Here is a 23,662-nt window from a genome sequence, read left to right as displayed (position 1 = left end):
TGCGCGGAAAGCGCAGGGGGCGCACATAGAAATATCAACGAAGCCGCTAAGGCCCGAACAACCCGATGAGCGCCCATAGAAAACAGGGTTCATCAGGGTTGCACCGGTGTCAACCACCCCCCTGAACGGGTCAGGGGGAATGCTGGGGCCGGAGGGTGAGCCCAGCGACGCCCGGGGGCGAAACCACGAGCCTGGAAACCGCAGGCTATCTCGTTGACGCTGATCCGCTTCATGACCGCCAGCACTCGCACCTTGTCGAGCAGGTCGCCGTCGACGGCGATGGTGAGGTTGCGAGTCTCGCTATGTGGAGCACACAATCCGTGGCGTAGCTCACTTGCCTACGGGATAGTTGACGGAAAGCTCCAGCTTGTCGTCAGGCGTCTTCAGCGCATGGATGCGGCTGCCGTCCGGCAGGTCCCAAACCACGAGTTCGAGATCAGGAGGCAGGACGTACTTCTGTGTATCGTAACTTCCCGGACCGCCGACGCGCTGTCCGTTAGACTGAAGGCGTGACACCTGGTCCACCCAGTCAGAAGGTGCAGGGCCAATGAGCACGACGCAGATGCGCTCCCCCGGATTAAGCTCGGAGACTCGATGTTGATCGAGATGAATGATCGCTTCACCGGCGCGGTAATAGTCGCGCCATTCCATCTCGTCGGGAGTGGCGGCCTGACCCTGCGGCCAGCCCTTGCGACGCGCCAAAGCCGCCAGACCGTCTCGAGACACAGGCGTAGTGGCAAGGCAGGCCTCGCCAAACGCCTGAATTCTGGCGTCGCCGCCAGCCTCTCCGGCCAATAGACCGAGAGCGACCAGAGCGACGCCCGAAATCATCAGCCGACCGCAGCCACGATCTTCTGGGCTGCGTCGTCCAGATCGTCGGCGGCCTGGATGGTCAGGCCGGACTCGTTCAGGATTTTCTTGCCCAGTTCGGCGTTGGTGCCTTCCAGACGCACGACCAGCGGCACCTTCAGACCGACTTCCTTCACCGCGGCGACGACGCCCTCGGCGATGACGTCGCACTTCATGATGCCGCCGAAGATGTTGACCAGGATGCCCTGGACGTTCGGGTCGGCGGTGATGATCTTGAAGGCCGCAGCGACCTTTTCCTTACCGGCGCCGCCGCCGACGTCGCAGAAGTTGGCCGGCTCCTTGCCGTACAGCTTGATGATGTCCATCGTCGCCATGGCCAGGCCGGCGCCGTTGACCATGCAACCGATGTTGCCGTCCAGCGAGACATAGGCGAGGTCCCACTTGGAGGCTTCGATTTCCTTGGCGTCTTCCTCGGTTTCGTCGCGCAGGGCCTTGATGTCGTCGTGACGGAACAGGGCGTTGCCGTCGAAGCTGACCTTGGCGTCCAGCACGCGCAGATGGCCGTCCTTCATGACGATCAGCGGGTTCACCTCCAGCATGTCCATGTCCTTCTCGACGAAGGCCTTGTACAGGGCGGGGAACAGGGACTTTGCGTCTTCGGCGGCGGCGCCCGTCAGGCCGTAGGCGGCGCTGATGGCGGCGACGTCGGCGTCGGTCACGCCGGTGGCGGGGTCGATGACGATATTCTGGATCTTTTCGGGCGTGTCGTGGGCGACGGTTTCGATGTCCATGCCGCCTTCGGTCGAGACGACGAAGGCGATGCGGCCATAGGCGCGGTCGACCAGCAGCGAGCAGTACAGTTCACGATCGATGTCGGCGCCGTCCTCGATATAGAGGCGGTTGACCTGTTTGCCGGCGTCGCCCGTCTGGGCGGTGACCAGGGTGTTGCCCAGCATTTCCTTGGCGTGGGCGACGGCCTCTTCGACCGAGAAGGCCAGGCGCACGCCGCCCTTGGCGTCGGCCGGCAGTTCCTTGAACTTGCCCTTGCCGCGGCCGCCGGCGTGGATCTGCGATTTCACGACATAGAGGGGGCCGGGCAGGGATTTGGCGGCCGCCTCGACCTGATCGACGGACGTCACCGCGACGCCTTCGGCGACCGGGGCGCCGAAACCTTTGAGGACCTGCTTGGCCTGATATTCGTGGATGTTCATGAGGGACCGTCGCAACCGCTGCTGGGAGAGTTGCGGGGCTTATAGGCCCCGTCCGTTCGCAGGTGCAACCGTCCACAGCCTCCCTTTAGTCGACCCAGTCCCGCTTCAACGTCCGCGAGGCCCCGATCAGCAGGATCGCCGCCAGCACATAGAAGCCCATGCCGGTGTAGATGGCCCACCTCAGGCTCTCCTCTCCGAAGCGGGGCGCCAGCAGGTCGCTCATCCAGCCGAAATAGTAGAAGCCGACCGCGATCCCGAGCAGATTGTTCAGCAGCAGGAACAGGGCCGAGGCCGTGGACCGCATGGCCGCCGGCACCAGATGCTGGACCGCCGCCGTGATCGGCCCCAGCCACGCCAGGTTCAGGCCGGTGGGCAACAGGAAGATCAGGAAGGCCAGCACCAGTTGCTGGGTATTGCTGCCCCCGCCCGGCAGGACCAGGCCGATCAGCCAGGGCGAGTTCATCGCCAGGATGAAACAGGGCGCCGAGATCAGGAAGGCAATGGCCGGGGTCAGGGGATAGGCGCCCTTGCCCTTTTTCGACAGCTTGTCGGCTATCATCCCGCCCAGCCAGATGCCGAGAATGCCGCCGATCAGGGCGATGCCCGAATAATACCAGCTGGTCTGACGCAGGGTCAGGTCGAAACTGCGCATGAAGAACAGCGGCAGCCAGCCGGCGACGCCATAGCCGCACACCGAAGACGAGGCCGCGCCCAGGCCCAGCAGCCAGAAGCTGGGCTTCTTGATCACCACCGAGGCGGTGCGTCGCGCCACCATCAGCGACACCCCGATCACGCCCGCCAGCAGGCCAGCGAAGGCCAGGACCAGCGGACTGCCCAGGGACACGCCCAACAGCCAGTTCGCCGCCGCCAGGATCAGCAGCCCGGCGCCCAGGCCCAGCATGACCTGGGCCGCGATCTTGCCGGCCCGGTCGGTGCCGACCGGCGCCGCCGCCAGGGCCGCGACTTGGGCCTCGGTCTTGACCGCATCGGTCCCGCCGCGCTTGGGATCCTTGACCGTCAGCCGCAGCAGGGGCGCGACCAGCACCCCCAGCAGACCGACGACGATAAAGGCCGTGCGCCAGCCGTAGGTCGCCGCCAGCAGCCCCCCGACCAGGGTGCCCGCCGCCATGCCCAGCGGTATCCCGAAGGCGAAGGCCGCCAGGGCCCGCGCCCGCTGATGCGGCGGGAAATAGTCGGCGATCAGCGAATAGGCCGGCGCCACCCCGCCCGCCTCGCCGACGCCCACCCCCATCCGGCACAGGAACAGCTGGCCGAACGACCCGGCCATGCCGCACAGGGCGGTGAAGCCCGACCAGACCGCCAGGGCCCCGGTCATGATCCACACCCGGCTGAACCGGTCGGCCAGCCAGGCCAGGGGAATGGCTAGGGTCGAATAGACCGAGGCGAAGGCGATGCCGCCCAACAGGCCGAACTGGCTGTCGGACATGCCGAACTCTTCCTTCAGCGGCGCGGCCAGGATGCCGATGATCTGCCGGTCCAGGAAGTTCAGCATGTAGATCAGGATCAGCACCGCCAGCACATAGAAGCGGTAGCCCGGTCGGTGCGGCGCGGGCGCCTGCCCGTCCGTCAGCGTGTCGGTCGTCATCGGCGTTTCCCTCGGCGTGTTCTTCTTGTTGGGGCGAGCCTAGCCCCAAGTCCCATTTCTGCAAAGCAAAGGGCGGCGGCCCTGGGACCGCCGCCCTCTGTCAGGCGTCAATCAGGCCCTTCAGAACTTCAGGCCCAGGGTGGCCGTGACCGTGCGCGGCGGGCCATAGAAGGCGATGATGGAGTCGCCCGTCAGCGCGCCGGGGAAGGTGTAGCCGCCGACCTTGTAGCGTTCGTCGCCCAGGTTCTTGCCGTGAATGCCGAAGGTCAGCCGGTCGTCGGACGAGGTCCAGACCAGGCTCGCGTCATACATCCAGTAGGCGCCTTGATCGAGCAGGGGCGCCGGGGTCTCGAACTGCTGGTAGTCGCCGCGATAGGCGACCGACGGACTGAAGGCGATCGACGACCCGTTCTCCATGAACCAGCTGTAGCTCGCGCCGATCGAACCGGTCCATTCCGGGGTGTTCTGGAAGTTGCGCTGCGAAGACACATCGACGAAGCAGCCGACCGCCGTGGGGCAGGTCGAGTTCAGCGGACCGGTCGGGATATAGGCCAGGAACTGGTCGAACTGGGCGTCGATATAGCTGAGCGACGCCTGGATCGTCAGGGCGGAGGTCGGGCGGAAGCGGCCCTCGAACTCCCAGCCCCGGATCGACGAGGCGCCGACATTGTCCACCACCGAGGCGATGGTTGCGCCGGCCGGATATTGGGTCGTGATCTGCTGATCTTCGTAGCTGGAGTCGAAGATCGCCGTGGCGAAGGTCAGGCGGCGATTCAGCAACGAGCCCTTCAAGCCGAGTTCGTAGGTCTCGACCGTCTCGGGGTCATAGCCGTTGACGGTGGCGGGATAGAGGACCGCATCGCCGCGCATGTCGAAGCCGCCCGACTTGAACCCCTCGCCCCATGAGGCATAGGCCGTCAGGTCGGAACCGAACTTGTAGTTGACCGAAATGCGCGGCGTGAATTTCTCGAACTCGCGGGTGCGCGTGTAGTTGGTGCGCGGCGCCTCGCCCAGGAACGGGGTGGCGGTCGTATTGCCGAAATAGGGGCTGCGGATGCCCAGATATCGCTGGCGGAAGACCGTGCCTTCCTTCTCGTCCTTGGTGAAACGCCCGCCGACCGAGACCGACAGGGCGTCGGTCACATCGTAACTAAAGTCGGCGAACGCAGCATAGCTCTTGGTGGCCACCGAGCCGGACGTCAGGGTGGTCAGATTGGCCAGGCCAACGACAGTATCGAAGGCGCCCGACGCATTGGCGTCCATGTAGAAGACGCCGGCGACGCCGTTCAGACGCCCAGCATTGATCAGCACCTGCAGTTCCTGGCTGAACTGATCGTCGTCATAGGCGGCCGGAATATCGAGAATCGGCGCCGGCAGGTTGTCGAAGTCGATGTTGCCGCGCGTGTATCCATCACGATAGGCTGTGATCGACTTGAACGTCAGCAGGTCGTTCATTTCCCACTCGCCCGTGAACGACAGGCCGCGGGTCTGAACCTTGTTCTTGTCGCCGGCTCCGGCGTTGGTGTCGTACGGATCCGACGGCGACGGCGCGACCTGGCGATGGCCGTGGCGGGCGTTGGAGTCGTCGTTGACGATGTCGCCTGCCAGACGGAAGAACAGCCGGTCTGACGGCGTCCATTCCGCGCTGGCGCGGAAGGCGGTGACGTCCTTGTTATAGTGTTCGTTGCCGGTGTTCAGATTCTCGCCGTAGCCGTCGCGCAGATAACGGGCAAGGGCCGCCGAGACCTTGAACTCGTCGCTGAACGGCAGCTGGGCGCTGGCGACCACGTCGCGCTGATTATAGCTGCCGTACGAGGCCCGGATACGGCCCTCGGGTTCGTCGGCGTCGATGCGGCGGGTGATGTATTTGATGGCGCCGCCGATGGTGTTGCGGCCGTACAGCGTGCCCTGCGGCCCGCGCAGAACCTCGATCCGCTCCACGTCGAAGATGTCCAGCACGGCGGCCTGGGGCCGCGCCACATAGACGTCGTCGATGTAGAGGCCGACGCCGGGGTCGAAGCCCCACAGCGGATCCTGCTGCCCCACGCCCCGAATGAAGGAAATCAGCGTCGAGTTCGAACCGCGCGCCGCATTCAGCGTCAGGCTGGGGGTCGAACGCGCCAGTTCGGTGATGTCCTGCGCGCCTCGGGCTTCCAGCTGCTCGCCGCTCACGGCCGTGACCGCGACCGGCACGTCCTGCAAGCTCTCGTCACGCCGCCGCGCGGTGACGACGATGTCATCGACCGCATAGGCCTGGTCCGCATTGGCCGCCTGGGCCGCCGCCTCGGCGTCCTGGGCCGTCGAAGCCCCCGCCAGCACGCCCCACGCCGCGCCGGCCAGCAGCGCACACTTCACATGATGTCTCATGATCCTACCCCTTCGGTTGTCGTTTCCAGCCCGTTGACGCTTTTATTCAGCGTTCAATGATTTTCCTGAACCTGACCCGGTTTCCGCTGTCTGTCAAACCCTCCCCTTCCCCCGCGTCACAGCGCCGCCGGTTCGATCCCGGGCGTGGCGCCGTTGCACCGGTGCCACCGCCCGCCTAGCCTGCGGATCATGAGCAAGCTCGACGCCTCGCCCGCCGCCGTTCGCCCCATCGCCGCCGCGCGCCGCAAGGCGGCCGCCGGCGCTCTTCCCGGCCAGGTTCCGGCCCGGCGCGGCCGCCCGCCCAAGGCCCAGGCCAAGGCGGCCGGCGAGACCCGCGACCTGATCCTGGACGCGGCCGAGGACCTGTTCTCCAAACACGGCTTCTACGGCGTCACCATCCGCGAGGTGGCGCGCGAGGCGGGCGTGGATACCGCACTTGTGCATTACTATTTCGGGGCCAAGCGCGACCTGTTCGACGCCGTCTTCCTGCGCCGGGCCCAGGTCTGGAACGACGACCGCGTCGCCGCCATCGACCGCTACGCCGAGGCCGCCGGGGCCGACATGACCCTGGAAGGCCTGCTCGAGGCCTTCCTGCGTCCCCCGTTCGAATGGTCGCTGAAGGGCGGGCCAGGTTGGAAACACTATGCCGCCCTGGTGGCCCAGACCAACGCCAACCCCACCTTCGGGGGCGAGACCATGGCCCGCTATTTCGACCCGTCCATTCGCCGGCTGATCGAACTGATCGCCGTGGTCCTACCGGATGCCAGCGAGGTGGATCTGTACTGGGGCTATCACAATCTGTCGGGCGCCCTGACCCTGACCCTGGGCGAGACCGGCCGTCTGGACCGGCTGTCTGGCGGCCTGGCCCGCTCCGGCGATCTGGAGACGGCCGGCGACTATATGGTCCGGTTCGCCGCCGCCGGCTTTCGCGCCGTCGTCGGCCTGTCGCCCCGCTAGCTGAAGAAGATCGCCCACATCAGCCGGCCGGGCAGGAAGGTGAACAGACCGGCGACGACCAGCCCGCCCACGAACATGCCCGTCATCGCCCGCCGGTGCGTCTGCACCCGATGCCGCCGCGCGGCATAGACCGCCATGGGTAGCCCCACCATCGTCCAGCCGCTGAGCAGATGGATCAGCGACAGACCCGCCGGCCCACCCGGATTGATCGCGTGGATGAAGAAGGAGCTGACCGCCGTCGTCCCCATGGCCAGCACCCAGGTCCAGCCCAGCGCCCGGTGCAGCCGCGTCCCCTTGATCCCGGCCAGCAGCACGATCCCGATGACCAGGGCAGTCAAGGCCGCCGCCACATGGATCTGGATCGCGCTCGGCGCCGCCGCCAGCAGGCTGAAGTCCGGCGCCCGCAGATTGAACCCCAGCAAGGCGATCCGCCCCCCGTCCGCCGCCAGATAGGCGACGATGGGGGCGCCCAGCAGGACCAGGGCGACGATGGACGGGGCGAAACGGGCGAGGCGAGCGTGAAGAAACAAGGTGAGACTCCGGCGATCTGTCTCGCCGCTTCTGAAGCCCGGCTCGCAGTCGCGCCTCCGGTTCTGCGCCAACGACCACCTCGGCTTCGCGAATGGACACCCTTCCGCCGCGGTGGAAATCATGATTTTCAGACAGGCCTCGTTTCCAGAAAGCCGCCATGACGTCTCCCGCCGCCGACAGTCGCCGAACCTTCCTGCGCGGGCTGGTCGTCGCCAGCCTGGTCGGGGTCTTCCTGGCGACCACCGGCGCCTTCGGCAGCGCCAACGCCCCCTATGTCCAGCGTCTGGCCTACTGGGTTCTGGTGATGATCCTGGGCGGGCTGTGGGGCCATCTGTGCAGCCGGATCGTGACCCGGTTCGTCGATGTGGACGACCGGCCCTGGATGACCGTCGCCGTCATGACCGCCGTGATCACCGGCCCCCTCAGCGTCATCGTCTGGGCGACGACCGGCCTGTTCTTCGCCCAGAAACTCTATCCGCTGGCGGCCCTCCCCCAGTTGTTCGGCCCGGTCCTGGTCGTCACCCTGGCGGTCACCACGGTCAATGTCTTCCTGGGCCGGGCCCAGCCGGTCCAGACCCATGCCGCGCCAGCCCCCTCGTCCTCGACGGCGTCGCCGCCTCCGGTCCGTTTCCTGGATAGGCTGCCGCTGAAGCTCAGAGGCGCGACCCTGCACGCCGTCCAGGCCGAGGATCATTATCTGCGCCTGCACACCGACCGAGGCTCGGACCTGATCCTGATGCGCCTGTCCGACGCGGTCGAGGAGCTGGAGGGGCTGGAGGGCGCCCGCACCCACCGCAGCTGGTGGGTCGCCCGCTCGGCCGTGCGCGGCGTCGACCGCGGCGACGGCCGCGCCACCCTGACCCTGGAGGGCGGTCTCAGCGTCCCCGTCAGCCGCCGCTACGCCCGCACCCTGCGCGAAGCCGACTGGTGGTGAAGACCCGGCTCAGCCTCAGGGTGCCGGCGCGGTCTTGAGCGCGGCGGCCGATGCGGCGCACCCGCTCAGGGTGTCGTCGCCGATCTCGATCCGCGCGGTCAGCGGATAGGTGCGGTCGCTCATCCCGTCCGAACATTCTGTGGCGATCAGCACCACGTTCAGCGCCGCCTTCAGGTCGGTGGAGGTGGCGTAGGTCGCCATCGTCCCCTGCACCGTCGCCCCGCGATTGGGCGCCCGCTGCGTCGGCTGGTCCATACGGGTATAGACAATGGCGTCCGGCGTGATCTCGACGCTCCAGAACGGCTCGGTCCCCAGCGCCCGGACCGGCCGGCCCAGGTCAACGCCCGCCAGGGTCGCGGCCGCCTCGGGCGGCGGCGCCGATTCCGGTTTCTTCTCATTGCGATCGTAGCAGCCGGCCAGGCCGACGAGGACGCCCAGCATCGGCGCAGCCAGAAGGACGGATCGGATCGGACGCATTGACGGGCTCCCCTCGTTCGCCGTGCAGGTGTGAACGCAGGCGGCCTCGGTCAAGGGCGCGGCCTGGGCTAAGGTGTACGAATGTCGATTCGCCCGACCGCATTCGAGTTCTTCGCCGGCGGCGGTCTCGCCGGCCTAGGCCTGTCCGGCCTCGACACCGTCTTCGCCAACGACATGGACCCCGCCAAGGCCCGGGCCTTCGTCGCCAATCATCCCGACATCCGCTTCCATCTCGGCGACGTCTGGTCCCTGACCCCGGCCGACCTGCCCGGCGCCCCGGACCTGGCCTGGGCCTCGTCCCCCTGCCAGGACGTCAGCCTGGCCGGCGCGCGCGGCGGGCTCGAGGCCGGACGGTCCGGCGCCTTCTGGGGCTTCTGGCGATTGATCCAGGGGCTGGGGGATCAGGATCGAGCGCCGCGCGTCATCGTGCTGGAAAACGTCATCGGGCTTCTGACGTCAGGTGAAGGGCGGGACTTCGCCGCCGTCTGCGCCGCCGTGGTCCAGGCCGGCTACCGGGTCGGGGCGCTGGAGATGGATGCGGCCCACTGGCTGCCCCAGTCGCGCCCGCGCCTGTTCGTCGTGGCCATGCGGGATGCCGCCCTCGACGGAGCGGCCGAGACCCCCGCTCCGGCAGCCCCCTTCCACTCTCCCCGCCTCATCGCCGCCCACGCCCGCCTGCCCCAGGCGGTGCGCGACGCCTGGGCCTGGTGGAGTCTGCCGGTCCCGCCCCGGCGCAACCTCGATCTCTCCGCCCTGCTGGAGCCCGATACGGCCGTTGAATGGCTGGACGACGGCGACGCCGTCCTGGCCCTGGCCGCCCCCCTGCACCGCGCCCGGATCGAGGCCGCCGTCGCCTCGGGCCGCCGCACGGTCGGCGCCGCCTATCGCCGCGTGCGCACCGAAAAGGGCGTCAAGATTCAGCGGCTGGAAATCCGCTTCGACGGCCTCGCGGGCTGTCTGCGCACCCCGGCGGGCGGGTCGTCGCGCCAATATGTCGTGGTCTGCGACGGCGGCCGGGCCCGCGTCCGGCGCCTGACCGGGCGCGAGGCGGCGCGTCTGATGGGCGTGCCCGACGACTATCGCCTGCCGGCCAGCGAGAGCGCGGCCTTGAAACTGATGGGCGACGCCGTGGCGGTTCCGGTCGTGCGCGCCCTGACCGAGGGCCTGCTTCTGCCCACCCTGACGGCGCATCGCGCGGCAGCCTGATCTCGCGCCAGCGCGCCTAATTCCGGAAAGAAACCCAGGCGATTTCAGCCACCTGACATCAAAAACGCGCGCCAGACCTCGCACCCCTCAAATCGGGGCTAGGATGGCCTTCGGTCTTTGACAAAAGAATGCATCGGGATGGCGCTTTGGCGGTTTGTCACCCTGTTTTCAGAGCGCCAAACCGCCAAGCATGCAGCCCTCAGCTTAACGCTGGACCCACTGGCCCTGGGCGTTGCGGTACCACTGGCCCGACTGGATGCGCGGCAGCAGCTGGCTTTCGAACATCCGGGCGCCGGCGACATCGGCGCTGGTGCCGGCCTCGGCCGCGCTGCGGGCGTAGGCGGCGCGGCGGCCGGCGTTCATGGCGTCCACGGCGGCGCGCAGGGCGGCGTCGGAAGTGCTGACGCGGAAGCCGACATAGCCGTCGGCCTGTTCGCCGACCGTGCCGGCGGCCTTGGCCTGGTCGACCAGAGCCTTCTGGGCGCTGGTTTGCGCCAGGGCGGCGCCGCCGAACGACACGGCCACAGCCAGGGCGCCGATGGCGAAGAATTTACGAAGGCTCATATCGGCCTGTCCTTTCAAAAGAAGCGAGGCGATCAGAAGAGGTTCGGGTTCTGCTGGAGCAGTTGCTGCAGCTCCTGATCCAGCCGGACGCGGACGTCAGCGTCCAATTTGGCGTAGATCTGGATCGGCGCAACCTCCAGACGGATGGTCGGGGCGCAGGCCGAGACCGCGACGACGACCGCTCCGAGGCCGAGTCCGGCCAACTGGCGCTTGTTGATCATGGCGAGAACTCCGGGTCGGTCAGTTTGGATGGGTCCATTAGCACGGGTGCGGGTGAACCGTCGCTGAATGGTTTGGCTTAGGGCGTGGGCGATGCGGCGGGCGCCGGCGGATTGTCGTCCTGGCGGCCCTGGCGGGCGCGGTTGACCGCCATGATGTCGGAAAACAGCTGGTTGGCGTTCAGGGTGGTGTCCAGCGTCAGGTCGATCTGGGTGCCCGAAGGCAGCGGCAGCTCCCGGTTCAGGAACTCCCGGCTGATCAGCTCGGCCAGGGTCAGGCGCAGCTCCTGCCGCTGCGGCGGCTCGTGCCGGCCACGGATATGGAACAGGACCGAGACCCGCCCCCCGTCCAGGCTGTTCACATCGGCGCTCAGCTGGTCGAAGGCCAGGTTCTCCATCGCCTGATAGGCTAGGTCCTCGACCATGTTCGGCGGCACCTCGGCGCCCCCGCCGCCGGCGTTCACGTCAGTCAGCACCTCGCGCTGGATCGACAACCGCCCCGGCTGGACCGCGCCCAGGGTCCCGGCCGTGATCTTCAATCCCTCTTTCGGGTCCATGATGAAGGGCAGACGACCCGAGACCAGGGCGTCCAGCAGGACCTTGTCGGCGAACCCGCTGTCGGCCACCAGATCGCCCAGTTGAACCCGGTCCAGAACCACCACCCCGCTATAAGCCTGGGTCGGGTCCAGCGGCACGACGAAGGGCTCGACCGACACGGTCCCGCCCCCGGCCTGGACCGATCCCCCGGCGATGCTGATCCCGGCCCCGTCGATGGCGAAGGTCAGGTCCAGAGCCGTCGCGTTCGCGCCGACATCCAGGCTGTCGATCGTCAGCCGCTGGTTCGGCGCCGTGATCACGGCGGGGCTCAGGCTGGTGAACTGGATCTCCCCCCGCGCGCCCTTCACCGGCCCAGCCGGGCTGACGAAGTCCAGCCCCGGCACGCTCAGCAGGCCGCTTGAGGTCGGCTCGCCGTCCTTGGTCCAGTCGAACCGGCCGTCGAAGCCCACGGACCCCGTCACCGGCGACTGGACGAAGGCCTCGACCATCGGGCTCAGCATCGATGGCTGCAGCCCGCTCTCGACAAAGTTCACCTCCGGCGCCGCGATATGGATGCCCCCCGCCCCGGTCCGGCCGTCATGGGCCAGGGTCAGCCGCCCCAGGGTGGTCGCCGCCGCCTTGCCGGTCCCCTTCAGGTCGAACCCGCCGCTCCAGCGTTCATTGGCCAGGGTCGCCTGGCCCGAGGCCGCCAGGGTCTCGAACCGTTTGGGCGTGATCGCGTCGACCACCTGGGCTTCGGCCACCGTCGCCGTCAGCCCGACCCCGGCCTTGGTCCCGTCCACCACCACCCGACCCGAGGCCTGTTCGAACCGCATGCCCAGGAAGGGCGCCTGGGCCGACACGCCCTCGAATCCGCCGGCCACGCGCCAGACCCCGTCCTTGGAACTTAGCAGCGGCCCGGCATCGGGACACAGTTTCCCGGCCACCTGATGGACGTCGTTCTCGTCCAGCTCCAGCCGCTCGACCGTCAGGTCGACACAGTCGGGGGTGACATAGGTCAGCCGCCCGTCGGCCATGGCCAGCAGGCCGCGCGTCCGGGCGTCGATCCCGCGCGCCAGGTCGAAGTCCAGCCGCGCCCGCCCGTCCAGCAGGGCCTCGAACCCGGTCTCCGTCAGTCGCCACTTGGACACGGCCACGGCCATCTCGGGCAGGCCCCGCCCCCGCGTCGCCGTCAGGTTCAGCGCCCCGCCGCCCAGCCGTCCCGGCTCGGCCTGATAGGCGCCCTCCCCGGCTTCGGCGACGGTCAGCACTCCGCCGTTAGCCGGGGTCAGGGTCACGGGCCGCGCCAGGCTCACGCGGGTTCCCGCCGACCCCGTCGCGAACCGCACCGAGGGCGCGTTGAGGGCGAAATCCCCCAGCGCCCTCTTCATCTCGGCCAGCTCCGCGATATCGTCCGAGCCGACCGGCCCGAACAGGGGCCAGACCCCGCCCGTCGACCGCAGCGAGCCCTCCGCCGCGATCCGCACCGCATCGTCCTTGACGACATCCAGGCTCAGATCGCCCCGCGCCTGTTTCAGCTCCAGATCGCCGAAACCGATCCGGTCGAAGCTCGCCTGCACCGGCCCCGTGGCCTCAAAGCTCGCATCGCGACCGCCCATCGACAGCCCGCCCGACTGGATGGACAGCCCCTGCGTCCGCGCCTGACCAGCCTCGCCGGACCCCGCCGTCAGCTTAAGCGGCGTCTCCAGGCTCCAGCGCACAGCCTCATCGCGCGCCACCGTCAGCCGCCCGCCCGTCGTCGCCCCCTCGACCCGACCGACCTTCAGCCCCGGCCCCTCGATCGCCGCCGCCTTCACGCCCAGATCGGTCGCGCCCTCCAGCCGGAAGGCCTCGATCCAACCCGCCGTCGCGCCGTCGAACCGAACCGCCGCCTCGGCGTCGCGCGCCTGGGTCTCGCCCAAGCCCAGCACGCCGCCGACCAGGCGGGCGTCGATCACCGCTCGGCCATCGCCGCGCCGCGTCTTCATATCGGGATAGGGCAGGTCGCCCCTCAGGCTCAGCCGCGCGGCCTCGCCGTTGATTCCGCCGCCCTTGAACCGCTCCGCGCCGGCCTCGATCCGCAGCGCGATCCGGTCGCCGGTCGTGGTCAGATCGACCGTCGCGCCCAGCCTCTGGGCCTCGATCGCTCCGCTCTTCAGCGCTGCGGCCGGCATCCGCGCGTTCAGTCGCATCAGCTTGCCGTCGTCCACCCGCGCATCGGCCAGGATCTGGATCGGCCCATATTCTGTATCGAGCCGTCCACGTCCGCCCTCGACAATGACCAGGGGCCCACGCGAATCCGGCCTCGGCGGCCCGCCGGTGAACTGCTCGACCAGAGGGTCCAGCGACCCCAGCGACAGTTTTCCCTTCTTCCAGCTGGCCCGCATCACCGGCCGCACCAGCCGGATTCGGCTGGGCGTCACCCCCAGGCCGGTCTTCGACCACGGCAGGGCCACGGCGTAATCGACCTCGACCCGCTCGACCGTCACATCCGGGTTGCTTGGATCGCCGATGCGGATGCGCCCGACGAAGCCGTCCAGCTCGATCCGCTCGACCTCGACCTCGCTCTGGATACCCTGCCGCTCCAGCCAGCCGACCAGAACTTCGCGCGCCGCCGCGCGGCGGTTCAGATAGAGGGCCGCCGCCAACAGGGCCGCGATCAAGAGCGCGGCCAACAAGGCCTGGCTAATGCGCCGCAGCACGCCCCCCTTTCGCCGAACACGACGGGGCCGCTCAGTTGGACTCTCGGGATTTTCGGTCAAACGGAAACGCCGTTTCGATTGAAAACTGATCGCCGGACCACCATCGCCCCCCTCGATGCGAATACAAGCCTCAAGCGTGGCTGAACGCGCCCGAGTACCGCTTGGTTGCAGCCAAGCGGGGCGATAAGAGGGCGAGGCTGCGGATCAATCGCATGAGTCTGCGAGACTTTTTTCCGTATGCCCCCGGTTCTTAACGGTTTGTAACGGTCTGTCTTCCCAAAGTGAGACAGGCAGGGTATAGCCGATGACTTCGCGCTTCGGGGTCTGTTCGGCGCGATCTTTGGCTAAGACGTTTGGCGCCGCTGGCGTCGCAACACGACGGGACCGATGGCTCAGTTCGACCCACGCCGCCAACCGATGCGTCTCGCACCGCATGTCGTCACGGCCGCAGCCGCCATTTCGGTGGCCCTGCTCGCCGGAAGAGTCTACCAACCCGCTCAGGCGGAAGAGGTTCCCGTCCTGTCGTCGGCCCAGATGGCCGCCATGGAAGCCCAGGCCTTTGCGGCCGCCAATGCTCCGGCCGGCATGACCGCCCCGGAAGCCGTCCCCGTCCAGATCCGTCGCGGCGAAACCTTCGAGCAGGCCGTGCGCCGCACCGGCGTCGCGCCGGAAGAAGCCAGCGCCGTCGCCGCCACCGTCGCCAACGCCTTCGATCTCGCCGACCTCCGCGCCGGCCTGCGCTTCGAGACCGCCATCGCCAAGCCGCGCGACGGCCGCGGCGACGCCCGCCTCATCGGCCTGACCATGCGCACCGGCCCCGCCAGCCAACTGACCGTGTCACGCAGCTTCGACGGCGCCCTGCGCCTGCGTTCGCTCGAGGAAAAGGTCACCCACGAGACCGTCGTCCTGAAGGGCGAAGTCGAGCGGTCCCTGTCCGCCAGCGCCCGCGAACTGGGCGCCACCGCCTCCATCGTCCGTTCGGCCAGCCGCCTGTTCGCGACCAAGTTCGATATGCAACGCGATATCCGCGCGTCGGACGAGTTCACCATGGTCTTCGACCGCGATGTGACCGAGGCCGGTCGCACCGTCGGCGTGGGCGACCTGATGTACGCCGAACTGCGCGGCGTCACCTTCTATCGATTCAAGCCGGCCGGCGCCAAGGAAGCCCAGTTCTTCGACGCCTCGGGCAAAAACCTGCGCTCGGCCATGATGCGCACTCCGCTGCAGAATTTCCGCCGCGTCTCGTCGGGCTTCGGCTTCCGCACCCACCCGATCTCCGGCTATAAGAAAATGCACCAGGGCATCGACTTCGCGGCCGGCACCGGCACGCCCGTCGTCGCTCCCGCCGACGGCGTGGTGGTCGAGGCGCGCCGCTGGGGCGGTTACGGCAACTGGCTGCGCATCCGCCACAACAACGGCCTCGAGAGCGGCTACGGCCACCTGTCGCGCTACGGCTCGGGCATCCGCGCCGGCCAGCGCGTCAGCCAGGGCCAGGTCGTCGCCTATGTCGGCTCGACCGGCGCCTCGACCGGTCCGCACCTGCACTATGAGCTGTGGCGCAACGGCCAGCGGATCAATCCCGCCGGCGTCCGCACCCAGGAAGGCACCGAACTGTCCGGCGCCGACCTGGCCGCTTTCCGCGCCGAAAAGGCCCGGATCGACCGCGTCATCGCCTCGGGCGGCCAGAAGCGTCCGGCCCTGCAGCAAGCCTCGGCAACGGGTCTCCGCGCCGCCCAAGGTTGACTCAGACAGGCGGCCTTTCGCCGGTTTACGCCGGCGCCAGCAGCACCATCGTCTGGAAAATGACGCCTACGGCCCCGATCGCCGCCGCTCCAGCCTGAAGCGCGAGGCCGAAGCCCTGCGTGGCGTCGTCTGATCGTGCGCGCGACCGGATAAGGGCGTTCAGGCCCAGACCGGCCGCGACCGCCAGACAGGCCAGGCTGAAGGCCAGCCCCGCGCCACGCCAGGCCCCCGCGTCATCCCTCGCGACATCCGCGACGCTGGCCAGAAGATACAGGCCGAGAAAATGCGCGGCCCAGACCAGAAGCCCGCCCGTCGCCAGCGCCCAGAACCTCATGTCGCTACGCCCGGGAACAGACGCACCAACAGGGTCGTCGCCGCCCCCTGAGCGGCCGTGAAGGCCAGGAACAGGGCAATCAGCTCAAACGTCGCAGGATGACGGGGCGACGCGAGCCCGAACAGCCAACGCAGCAGGGCGAACGGTCCCATCAGCAGGCTGATGCCCACGAACAGCCCCTGCCAGGCCAGCAGGGCGTAGACGGTCGCGCCCTGGCTGGAGGCGTCGGGACCCAGGCCTGAGTTCCACCAGGCGGAGGCCTCGGCCGCAAAGGCGCCGCCCGCCGCCAGACTTGCAGCCAGCATCAGGACGGCGGCGATCGCCGCGCTGCGTGGTCGGTCCAGCTTCAGCGACGCCTGCGCCGCCCAGCCGCCGACGCCCGCAGCGGCCAGCAGGATCAGCGTCAGGGGCAGCGAACCCAGATCCGGCGGCGACTGCCACAGATCGGGTCGTCGGCTCCACAGGAAGATGTAGGAGAAACAAGCCATGGTCGCGACCATGCCCCCGACGATCAGGGTGATGACCATCGCCCACCAGCCGTGACTGCTGGGGCCGGAGACATAGGTCGGCAACCGCACGCCGGCGCCGACATCCACCGTCGCCGGCCCACTGGGGCGATCCAGTCTCCAGCACCATTTTAGGATGCAATAGATCGCCAGAAGGCCGCTGATGACGGAGGCGGTATAGGCCTGAATGGTCAGGATCAGGAAGAAGCCGGCGGTGAAGACGGCGCCCCATACGTGCCAGCTTGAGGGCCGGGGCAGGGTTTGCAGATACTGGGGCTCTGCAGTGATCGGACTGGTGACGATGGTCTCGCGTTCGCCGCGCGGCGCCCCCGGCAGGAAATAGCGGCCAGCCTCAACATCGCGCGCCAGATCGGGCTGATCCCACACCGGATACAGGCTCTTGATCACAGGAATGGACCGCAGCGAATAACGGCCGGACGGCAGCCACTCCAACCCCGGGCCATTGAAGACATTGCCCGCGTCCTTCTTCCCGAACGGACGGAAGTTGCGAAGCATGTCGACAGCCCACAGCAGCACGGCCAATCCGAACAGGAAGGAGCCGACCGTCGAAATCATGTTCGGCAGCTCCCAGCCCCGGTCCGGCAGATAGGTGTAGACCCGGCGCGGCATGCCCATCAGCCCGGTCAGGTGCATGGGCAGGAAGGTCACGTTGTGACCGATGAACATCAGCCAGAAGATCCACTTGCCCCACCGCTCGCTCAGCGGCCGGCGGCTGGACATGGGGGTCCAGTAGTAGATGGCGGCGAACAGGGGGAAGACCATGCCGCCGATCAGGACGTAATGCAGGTGGGCGACGATGAAATAGCTGTCGTGGGCCTGCCAGTCGAACGGCACCATGGCGACCATGACGCCTGTCAGCCCGCCCATGACGAAGATGACCAGCCCCCCGACCGCGAACAGACCGGGGGTGTTGAACCGCATCTTGCCCGCCGCCAGGGTGGCGATCCAGGCGAAGACCTGAACGCCCGCCGGCACGCTGACCGCCATTGAGGCCGCGCTGAAATAGTTGATCGAGATCTGCGGCATGCCCGTTGTGAACATGTGGTGCGACCAGACGCCGAAACTGATGAAGCCGGTCGCCAGCATGGCCAGCACCACCAGTCGGTGGCCCACAAGCCGCGTCTGGGCGACGGCGGGAATAATGGTCGACATCGCCCCCGCCGCCGGCAGGAAGATGATGTAGACCTCGGGATGGCCGAAGAACCAGAACAGGTGCTGCCACAGCATGGGATCGCCGCCCTTGGCCGCATCGAAGAAGGGCCAGCCAAGCGCGCGTTCCAACTCCAGCAGCAGGGTCGACAGGATGATCGACGGGAAGGCGATGATGATCATGCAGGCGAAGATCAGCATGGCCCAGGCGAAGATCGGCAGCTTGTCCAGGGTCATGCCCGGCGCCCGGGTCTTCAGAACCCCGACGATGATCTCGATGGCCCCGGCGATGGCCGAAATCTCGATGAAGCCGATGCCCAGCAGCCAGAAGTCGGCGTTGATCCCCGGCGAATAGGTGGTCGAGGTCAGAGGCGGATACATGAACCAGCCGCCGTTCGGGGCCAGCCCGAAGAACAGCGAGGCGAAGAAGCACAGCCCCCCGATCAGATAGGCCCAGAAGGCATAGGCGCTGAGCCGCGGAAACGGCAGGTCACGCGCCCCCAGCATCTGCGGCAACAACAGGACGCCCAGCGCCTCGACCGCCGGCACCGCGAACAGGAACATCATCACCGTGCCGTGCATGGTGAAGATCTGGTTGTAGGTCTCCTGCGCCAGGAAGCCCGTCATCGGCAGGGCCAGCTGGGTCCGCATCAGCAGGGCCAGCACCCCCGCCAGCACGAAGAACAGCATGGCCGCCCCGACGTAATAGACGCCGACGTAGTTGTTGTTGATCGCCGTGATCCACTCCCACGGCTTTCGCGGCCCGCACCAAACCTGTTCGAGCTGCTCCAGCTCGTGTTCAGGCCTTTCGTCGCTGGTGGGTAAGCGAGCGTAGACTGCGGGGTCGAACCTCGGGTCGGCGCTCATTTGAGGCTTTCCAGATAAGCCGATACGGCGCGCAGATCCTGGCCCGTCAGGACCGGGTAGGACGGCATGCGATTGCCGGGCTTCAGCGCTTGGCTATCGGAAATCCAACCTGCCATCGTGCCTTGATTATTGGGCAATATCCCCGCGCCCAGGGTTTGACGCGACCCCACATGGGTCAGGTCCGGCCCCGCCAACCCGTTCGCTTCCGTGCCACGGATCGTATGACAGGCGGTGCAGCCCGAGGTGGCGAAGACATTGCGTCCCTGGTCGATCAAGGCGAGCGGGCGCTGGGGCGACGGCACGGCGGCGGCCGATCGCGCCTGTTTGCTCACCCAGGCCGCATAGTTTTCCGGCGCATGGGCCACGACCACCAAACCCATCAAGGCGTGCGGTCCGCCGCAATATTCGGCGCACTGGCCGCCATAGGTTCCGGGGGTGTCGGCCTGAAGCCGCATGAAGTTGCGCCGTCCGGGAATCATGTCGGTCTTACCGCCCAGGCGGGGGACCCAGAAGCTGTGGATCACGTCCGCGCTCTCCAGCTCGAACACCACGGGGCGACCGGCGGGGATATGAACCTCGTTGGCGTCCTGAAGGATCTCGCGTCCCTGGTCATCCAGATAGGCGACGCGCCACCACCACATCTCGCCGGTGACCCGCACCCGCATCTCGCCCGGCTTGGGCGCATCGGCGACCCGCGCCGTCGTGCTCAGGCCGTAGATCAACAGACCCGTCAGCACGACCACCGGAAAGGCCAGACCGGCGATCCAGATCAGACGTTCGCCCCCGACGCGCCGCTTCCATTTTCGCGGCCCGAACAGGGCGACGCCCAGCGCAACCAGCACCACGACCATGACCACCGCCGCCATGATGAACAGCACCCAGGCCACGGTCTGGACAGGCCCCGCGAAGGGCCCGGCGGGATCGAGCACGGGCGGGGGCCAGCCGGCGGTTCCGGGAGTCTGTTCAGTCTTCATCGAGCGTATACAGATAGGCCGCGACGTCGCGGGCTTGGTCTCGTGTCAGGGGCATGGGCGGCATGGCCGTTCCGGGGTCTAGCGAGGGCGCGTCGATCAGCCATTGCATCAGGACGTCGGACTGATTGGGCAATCTGCCCGCAATCAGGGGCCGGGCGCCAAAGCCGGCGAGACTCCCGCCCGACCGGCCCTCAGGCCAGGCGACGCCGGGAACTTTATGGCAGGCGGCGCAACCGACCTCGCGGATGACGGCAAGCCCTTCCGACGCATCCGCCTGAGCCACCGGCCGAGGCAGATCAGCCTTATCGACACAGGCGCTCAGGGCCAGAGCCGACACTGCCGCCGCAAGCAGGCCAGAGGCCCTTTCCCTCATCTTCGCTATGGCTGTCGTCCGAGAAACCATCCGCTCCCCAAAGCTTCGCCAGACCAATCCACGCCGAATGCGAAGGTTCCCCCCTGCGACACGTGGCCTCGCAAAGTCGGACTTCGGAACCTCCGCCATAAGCGGGTGTTCGATGTGCGTGCGCGCATCCGTTTCCGCCCTGCTTGTTCTGGTCTGCCTGACCGCCTGCGACTCCACGCCGGGCGAGACCGACCGCGCCTTCACCGCGAGCGGCGAGATCATCGCCATGAGCGGCGGCGCCGGCGGCGCGGCCAACGCCTGTTTTACCTGTCACGGCCTGGATGGCGGGGGCGACGGCGTGGCCGCGCCCCGCCTGGCGGGGTTGGACGTCGGCCATCTGCAAAAACAGATGGAGAACTACGCCTCGGGCCTTCGCCCCGACGACACCATGACCCGTATCGCCAAGGCCCTGGACGAAAAGGGTCGGCGCGACGTCGTAGCCTACTATGCCGCCATGCCCGCGTCGCCGGCACAGACGTTGGCGAGCCCGGCGCCCGCGATCTACCTCAACGGCGACGCCTCGCGCGGGATCGTGGCCTGCGCCTCGTGCCACGGCGCAGAAGGCCAGGGATCGGGACAGGGCGGCAATCCCCAGATCGCGGGCCAGCCCCTCGCCTATACGCTGGAGCAGATCGAACGCTGGAAATCAGGCGAGCGGCGCAATGACCCGCGCGGGGTCATGGCCGCAGCCGTCAAATCGCTTTCGGACCCAGAAGCCCGCGCCATAGCCCTTTGGCTGTCGAGGCAACCCGCTTCTCCAGCGCCCGCCAGCGCCGCTGCCAGCGGGTCCGCTTCCGTTGACGCAGCGGCACGACCGGCAGCATCGCGTGAAACACGTCGTCCCGATCGATCAGATGGTGCTTGAGCGCCGCGCCGGCGTGAATCGGGATCATCAGCAGCAGGGTCAGGACCAGCCCCCAGTGCATCCACTCCGCGGCGGCCTCGATCGCCCATAGCTGGCTGTTCGATAGATCCTGCGTCGGCAGAAGCGGCCATTTGATGAAGCCGAGCGTCTCCAGTTGCCGTGTCCGATCCGTCGCCGAGATCATGGCCCAACCCGACAGCGGCAGGCCGAACAGACAGGTGTAGAAGACATAGTGGGTGACATGGGCCGCCATGCTTTCCCATCCCGGCTTGTCCGCATCATTGATCAGATCGGGCGCGAGCAGACGCCATGACAGCCGCCCCATAACTAGGATCAGCATCAGGACTCCGACCGCGAAATGCAGGTCATAGGCCGCGACCATGGCGCCGCCGACGGGCTGACGGCCCATCCACCAGCCCCAACCCAGCTGAAAGATCACCAGCACCGCCATGACCCAGTGGAACAGGATGCCAACGGGCGAGTATCGACCCTGGTCGTGGTGCCCGGCCGCCCATTCCAGCAGTTGGGTGAATAGCCGTTCGATCACGCCGCCCGGGCCTCGACGTCAGACCCCAGAAGCGCGCCCAGACGCCAGAGGGCCGCGAACAGATACAGGGCCGCTGCGGGCGCCCACATGATCAGGCCGGCCGCCTGCTGGTCCTCCAGCGGCGTGAACCCCCAGGCCAGGGTCGTATAGGCGTGGGGCGCATAGACCGCCTGACCGGCGAAGGTCAGGATGGCGCCGAGCAACCCCATGGCCAGCATGGCGGCCAGCAGGGCGACGACCGCTGCGGGGGCCGACGCCGCCCGCGCAGCCGTCCAGAACCAGACCGCGCTGACCAGCAGGCTGATCTGCATGAGCCAGTAGACAACGTCGTTTGACAAGGCGGCGGCATAGGCGTCCGGCGCATGCCAGACCCAGAAGACCAGAGCCTGAACCGCCGTGGCCAGAAGAAGGGAGCCATGGCGCCGTTCAGGCAGGGCCGAGGCCAGCAGCGGCGCGGCCACACCCACCAACAGCACGTGGTGTACGGTCCTGGCTGAAAAGAGAGCCGAGCTGAGCGCGCACAGAGGCGACACGAAGCTGACCGCCAGCACGGCCATTCCCGCCAGCCCGAACAGGCGCCGACGTCCGTCCAACCGTAAGGCGATCAGGGCTGTCGCCCCCGCCAGAACCAGGAGCAGGATGGGATCCAGGTTCCAACGCCACTCGCCAAACTCGGGCGCGGACCCGCAATAGGGCGTCCATGGCGGCGCCGGGTTCATGATCGAGTCTTCGCCAACAGTCGCGCCCCTCAAACCTTTGCTCAGGGTTGAAAGCTCTGAACTGCGCTTGGTTCCTGGCGAGCGACCTGACGAAAGGCCGCACCTCAGAATCTTACGTGCGGGGAACTCGCGACAGCTGCGGCAGGACGATGAAGACCATGCCGGCCGCGATCGCCAGGCATAGGGCCGGGAACAGCATCGGCAGGATGTCGCTGCCGGTGGCCTGTTTGATCGCGGGGACGACGGTCTGGGCGACGAAGCCGCCGAGGTTGCCGATGGAGTTGATCGCGGCGATGCCGGCTGCTGCGCCCGCGCCCCGCAGGAAGGTCGGCGGCAGGCTCCAGAACACGGGCTGGGCGGCGAAGATGGCGGGGGCGGCGACGCACAGCAGGGCGAACTTGGCCACAGCCCCCGGAACCACGACGCTGAGCACCAGACAGGCGGCCCCCAGCAGGGCGGGCCCGGCGATATGCCAGGCGCTGTGGCCCACGCGGGCGGCGTGACGCGGCAGCCACCACAGGGCCAGGCCGACCAGGATCCAGGGGATGACGTTCAGCATGCCGTTGACGGTGTTCGAAACCCCGAACCCCTTGACCACCGTCGGCAGCCAGTAGCTGAGCCCATAGGCGGCCAGGGGGAAGCCGACGTACATCAGGGCCAGCAGCAGCACCCTGCGATCCATTATGGCGCGCCAGGCTGCGGCGTGGCCGGTATCGGGCGCGGCGTCGGCTTCATCCTGAAGCGTGCGTTCGATCCAGGCCTTCTGCTCGGGCGCCAGCCAGGGCGCCGACCCCGGACCATTCGGCAGACGCCACAGCACATAGGGGGCCAGCAGCACGGCCGGGATCCCGGTGGCGATGAAGACCCATTGCCAGCCCGCCAGGCCCAACAGCCCATCCATGTCCAGCAGAGCGCCGCCGATCAGGGCGCCGACCGCATTGGCGACGGCGCTGGCGATCATGAAGGCGCCGATCATCCGCCCGCGGTGGGCCTGGGGATACCAAAGGGTCAGCACATAGAGGACGCCCGGGAAGAAGCCGGCCTCGGCCGCGCCCAGCAGGAAGCGCAGCACGTAGAACATCGCAGGACTATTGGTGAAGCCGAGGGCGACGGTGATCAGGCCCCAGGTGGCCATGATGCGGGTGAACCAGACCCGGGCCCCGACCTTGGCCAGCACCAGATTGGCCGGCGCCTCGAACAGAAAATAGCCGATGAAGAACAGGCCGGCGCCCAGGCCATAGACCGCCTCGCTCATCCCCAGGGCGTCGGCCATCTGGAGCTTGGCGTAGGAGACGTTCTGCCGGTCGATATAGGCGATCAGGTACATCAGGCAGAACAGCGGCATCAGTCGCGCCGTGATCCGTCGCAACGTCGATTGGCCAATGGACTGCGTCATCGATCTATCCCCCGTCGT

The 23,662-nt window shown here is 67.8% G+C and carries 20 protein-coding genes and 1 pseudogene; 5 read left to right on the top strand and 16 right to left on the bottom strand.

Annotated elements, in window-relative coordinates; genetic code table 11:
• Positions 1 to 330: 330 nt before the first annotated feature.
• From ACW17X_RS14080 to ACW17X_RS14065, 4 genes are all read right to left on the bottom strand, one after another.
• A complete protein-coding gene (locus ACW17X_RS14080) occupies positions 331 to 831 on the bottom strand; it encodes a hypothetical protein (RefSeq protein ID WP_492098308.1) in 501 nt (166 codons plus the stop codon).
• Positions 831 to 2,021 carry an ADP-forming succinate--CoA ligase subunit beta gene (gene sucC / locus ACW17X_RS14075; protein WP_492098306.1) on the bottom strand — a complete coding sequence of 397 codons (1,191 nt, stop codon included), beginning with the start codon at positions 2,019 to 2,021 and terminating at the stop codon, positions 831 to 833. The genes ACW17X_RS14080 and sucC overlap by 1 nt, the downstream gene beginning before the upstream one ends.
• 85 nt (positions 2,022 to 2,106) lie before the next feature.
• On the bottom strand, positions 2,107 to 3,627 hold the full coding sequence (locus ACW17X_RS14070; RefSeq protein WP_492098304.1) for a spinster family MFS transporter: 1,521 nt from the start codon (positions 3,625 to 3,627) through the stop codon (positions 2,107 to 2,109).
• Positions 3,628 to 3,747: 120 nt separating this feature from the next.
• Positions 3,748 to 5,994 (bottom strand): TonB-dependent receptor, encoded by a 2,247-nt coding sequence (locus ACW17X_RS14065; protein WP_492098302.1) that lies wholly within the window; start codon positions 5,992 to 5,994, stop codon positions 3,748 to 3,750.
• A 189-nt stretch (positions 5,995 to 6,183) separates the two neighbouring features.
• Here ACW17X_RS14065 and ACW17X_RS14060 point away from each other — a divergent pair, with 189 nt between their 5' ends.
• Positions 6,184 to 6,951 carry a TetR/AcrR family transcriptional regulator gene (locus ACW17X_RS14060; RefSeq protein WP_492098300.1) on the top strand — a complete coding sequence of 256 codons (768 nt, stop codon included), beginning with the start codon at positions 6,184 to 6,186 and terminating at the stop codon, positions 6,949 to 6,951.
• On the opposite strand, the gene ACW17X_RS14055 is transcribed toward ACW17X_RS14060, so the two are convergent.
• On the bottom strand, positions 6,948 to 7,481 hold the full coding sequence (locus ACW17X_RS14055) for a DUF2306 domain-containing protein (protein WP_492098298.1): 534 nt from the start codon (positions 7,479 to 7,481) through the stop codon (positions 6,948 to 6,950). The two genes, ACW17X_RS14060 and ACW17X_RS14055, sit on opposite strands and share 4 nt — an antisense overlap.
• A gap of 158 nt (positions 7,482 to 7,639) precedes the next feature.
• Here ACW17X_RS14055 and ACW17X_RS14050 point away from each other — a divergent pair, with 158 nt between their 5' ends.
• Complete coding sequence (locus ACW17X_RS14050) at positions 7,640 to 8,416, top strand: LytTR family DNA-binding domain-containing protein (protein ID WP_492098297.1); 777 nt, start codon at positions 7,640 to 7,642, stop codon at positions 8,414 to 8,416.
• Between the two features lie 15 nt (positions 8,417 to 8,431).
• Here ACW17X_RS14050 and ACW17X_RS14045 read toward each other — a convergent pair whose 3' ends face one another.
• Entirely contained in the window at positions 8,432 to 8,893 is a 462-nt protein-coding gene (locus ACW17X_RS14045) for a COG3650 family protein (protein WP_492098295.1), read from the bottom strand.
• Positions 8,894 to 8,974: 81 nt separating this feature from the next.
• Between ACW17X_RS14045 and ACW17X_RS14040 the strand changes: the two genes are divergently transcribed.
• Positions 8,975 to 10,099: a DNA cytosine methyltransferase gene (locus tag ACW17X_RS14040; RefSeq protein ID WP_492098293.1), complete on the top strand. Its 1,125-nt coding sequence runs from the start codon at positions 8,975 to 8,977 to the stop codon at positions 10,097 to 10,099.
• Positions 10,100 to 10,303: 204 nt separating this feature from the next.
• Here the strand turns inward: ACW17X_RS14040 and ACW17X_RS14035 are convergent, their stop codons facing one another.
• From ACW17X_RS14035 to ACW17X_RS14025, 3 genes are all read right to left on the bottom strand, one after another.
• A complete protein-coding gene (locus ACW17X_RS14035) occupies positions 10,304 to 10,663 on the bottom strand; it encodes a DUF1318 domain-containing protein (protein WP_492098292.1) in 360 nt (119 codons plus the stop codon).
• A 32-nt stretch (positions 10,664 to 10,695) separates the two neighbouring features.
• Positions 10,696 to 10,884 carry a YnbE family lipoprotein gene (locus tag ACW17X_RS14030; RefSeq protein WP_267515377.1) on the bottom strand — a complete coding sequence of 63 codons (189 nt, stop codon included), beginning with the start codon at positions 10,882 to 10,884 and terminating at the stop codon, positions 10,696 to 10,698.
• A 77-nt stretch (positions 10,885 to 10,961) separates the two neighbouring features.
• On the bottom strand, positions 10,962 to 14,120 hold the full coding sequence (locus ACW17X_RS14025) for an intermembrane phospholipid transport protein YdbH family protein (protein WP_492098290.1): 3,159 nt from the start codon (positions 14,118 to 14,120) through the stop codon (positions 10,962 to 10,964).
• A gap of 387 nt (positions 14,121 to 14,507) precedes the next feature.
• On the opposite strand from ACW17X_RS14025, the gene ACW17X_RS14020 reads away from it, so the two are divergent.
• Positions 14,508 to 15,863 carry a M23 family metallopeptidase gene (locus tag ACW17X_RS14020; protein ID WP_492098288.1) on the top strand — a complete coding sequence of 452 codons (1,356 nt, stop codon included), beginning with the start codon at positions 14,508 to 14,510 and terminating at the stop codon, positions 15,861 to 15,863.
• 25 nt (positions 15,864 to 15,888) lie between these two features.
• On the opposite strand, the gene ACW17X_RS14015 is transcribed toward ACW17X_RS14020, so the two are convergent.
• Genes ACW17X_RS14015 through ACW17X_RS14000 form a run of 4 tightly spaced genes read right to left on the bottom strand, consistent with a single transcriptional unit; the run spans position 15,889 to position 20,051 of the window.
• Positions 15,889 to 16,197 carry a hypothetical protein gene (locus ACW17X_RS14015; protein ID WP_492098286.1) on the bottom strand — a complete coding sequence of 103 codons (309 nt, stop codon included), beginning with the start codon at positions 16,195 to 16,197 and terminating at the stop codon, positions 15,889 to 15,891.
• On the bottom strand, positions 16,194 to 18,740 hold the full coding sequence (locus ACW17X_RS14010; RefSeq protein ID WP_492098285.1) for a cbb3-type cytochrome c oxidase subunit I: 2,547 nt from the start codon (positions 18,738 to 18,740) through the stop codon (positions 16,194 to 16,196). The genes ACW17X_RS14015 and ACW17X_RS14010 overlap by 4 nt, the downstream gene beginning before the upstream one ends.
• Positions 18,737 to 19,714, bottom strand: a complete 978-nt coding sequence (gene coxB / locus ACW17X_RS14005) for a cytochrome c oxidase subunit II (RefSeq protein ID WP_492098283.1) — start codon at positions 19,712 to 19,714, stop codon at positions 18,737 to 18,739. The genes ACW17X_RS14010 and coxB overlap by 4 nt, the downstream gene beginning before the upstream one ends.
• Positions 19,704 to 20,051: a c-type cytochrome gene (locus tag ACW17X_RS14000; protein ID WP_492098281.1), complete on the bottom strand. Its 348-nt coding sequence runs from the start codon at positions 20,049 to 20,051 to the stop codon at positions 19,704 to 19,706. The genes coxB and ACW17X_RS14000 overlap by 11 nt, the downstream gene beginning before the upstream one ends.
• Positions 20,052 to 20,094: 43 nt before the next feature.
• Between ACW17X_RS14000 and ACW17X_RS13995 the strand changes: the two are divergent.
• Positions 20,095 to 20,796: pseudogene (locus tag ACW17X_RS13995) on the top strand (c-type cytochrome); the annotation flags it as partial.
• Between the two features lie 13 nt (positions 20,797 to 20,809).
• Here the strand turns inward: ACW17X_RS13995 and ACW17X_RS13990 are convergent.
• The 3 genes from ACW17X_RS13990 to ACW17X_RS13980 all read right to left on the bottom strand — a co-directional run bounded on the left by ACW17X_RS13990 (position 20,810) and on the right by ACW17X_RS13980 (position 23,644).
• A complete protein-coding gene (locus ACW17X_RS13990; RefSeq protein ID WP_492098280.1) occupies positions 20,810 to 21,529 on the bottom strand; it encodes a cytochrome b in 720 nt (239 codons plus the stop codon).
• Positions 21,526 to 22,179: a cytochrome c oxidase assembly protein gene (locus ACW17X_RS13985; protein ID WP_492100475.1), complete on the bottom strand. Its 654-nt coding sequence runs from the start codon at positions 22,177 to 22,179 to the stop codon at positions 21,526 to 21,528. The genes ACW17X_RS13990 and ACW17X_RS13985 overlap by 4 nt, the downstream gene beginning before the upstream one ends.
• Before the next feature lie 181 nt (positions 22,180 to 22,360).
• Positions 22,361 to 23,644 (bottom strand): MFS transporter, encoded by a 1,284-nt coding sequence (locus ACW17X_RS13980; protein WP_492098278.1) that lies wholly within the window; start codon positions 23,642 to 23,644, stop codon positions 22,361 to 22,363.
• Positions 23,645 to 23,662 lie beyond the last annotated feature (18 nt).

It is taken from the genome of Brevundimonas sp. FV1ye4L (assembly GCF_058681255.1).
This window is presented reverse-complemented; position numbering and strand designations above follow the sequence as displayed.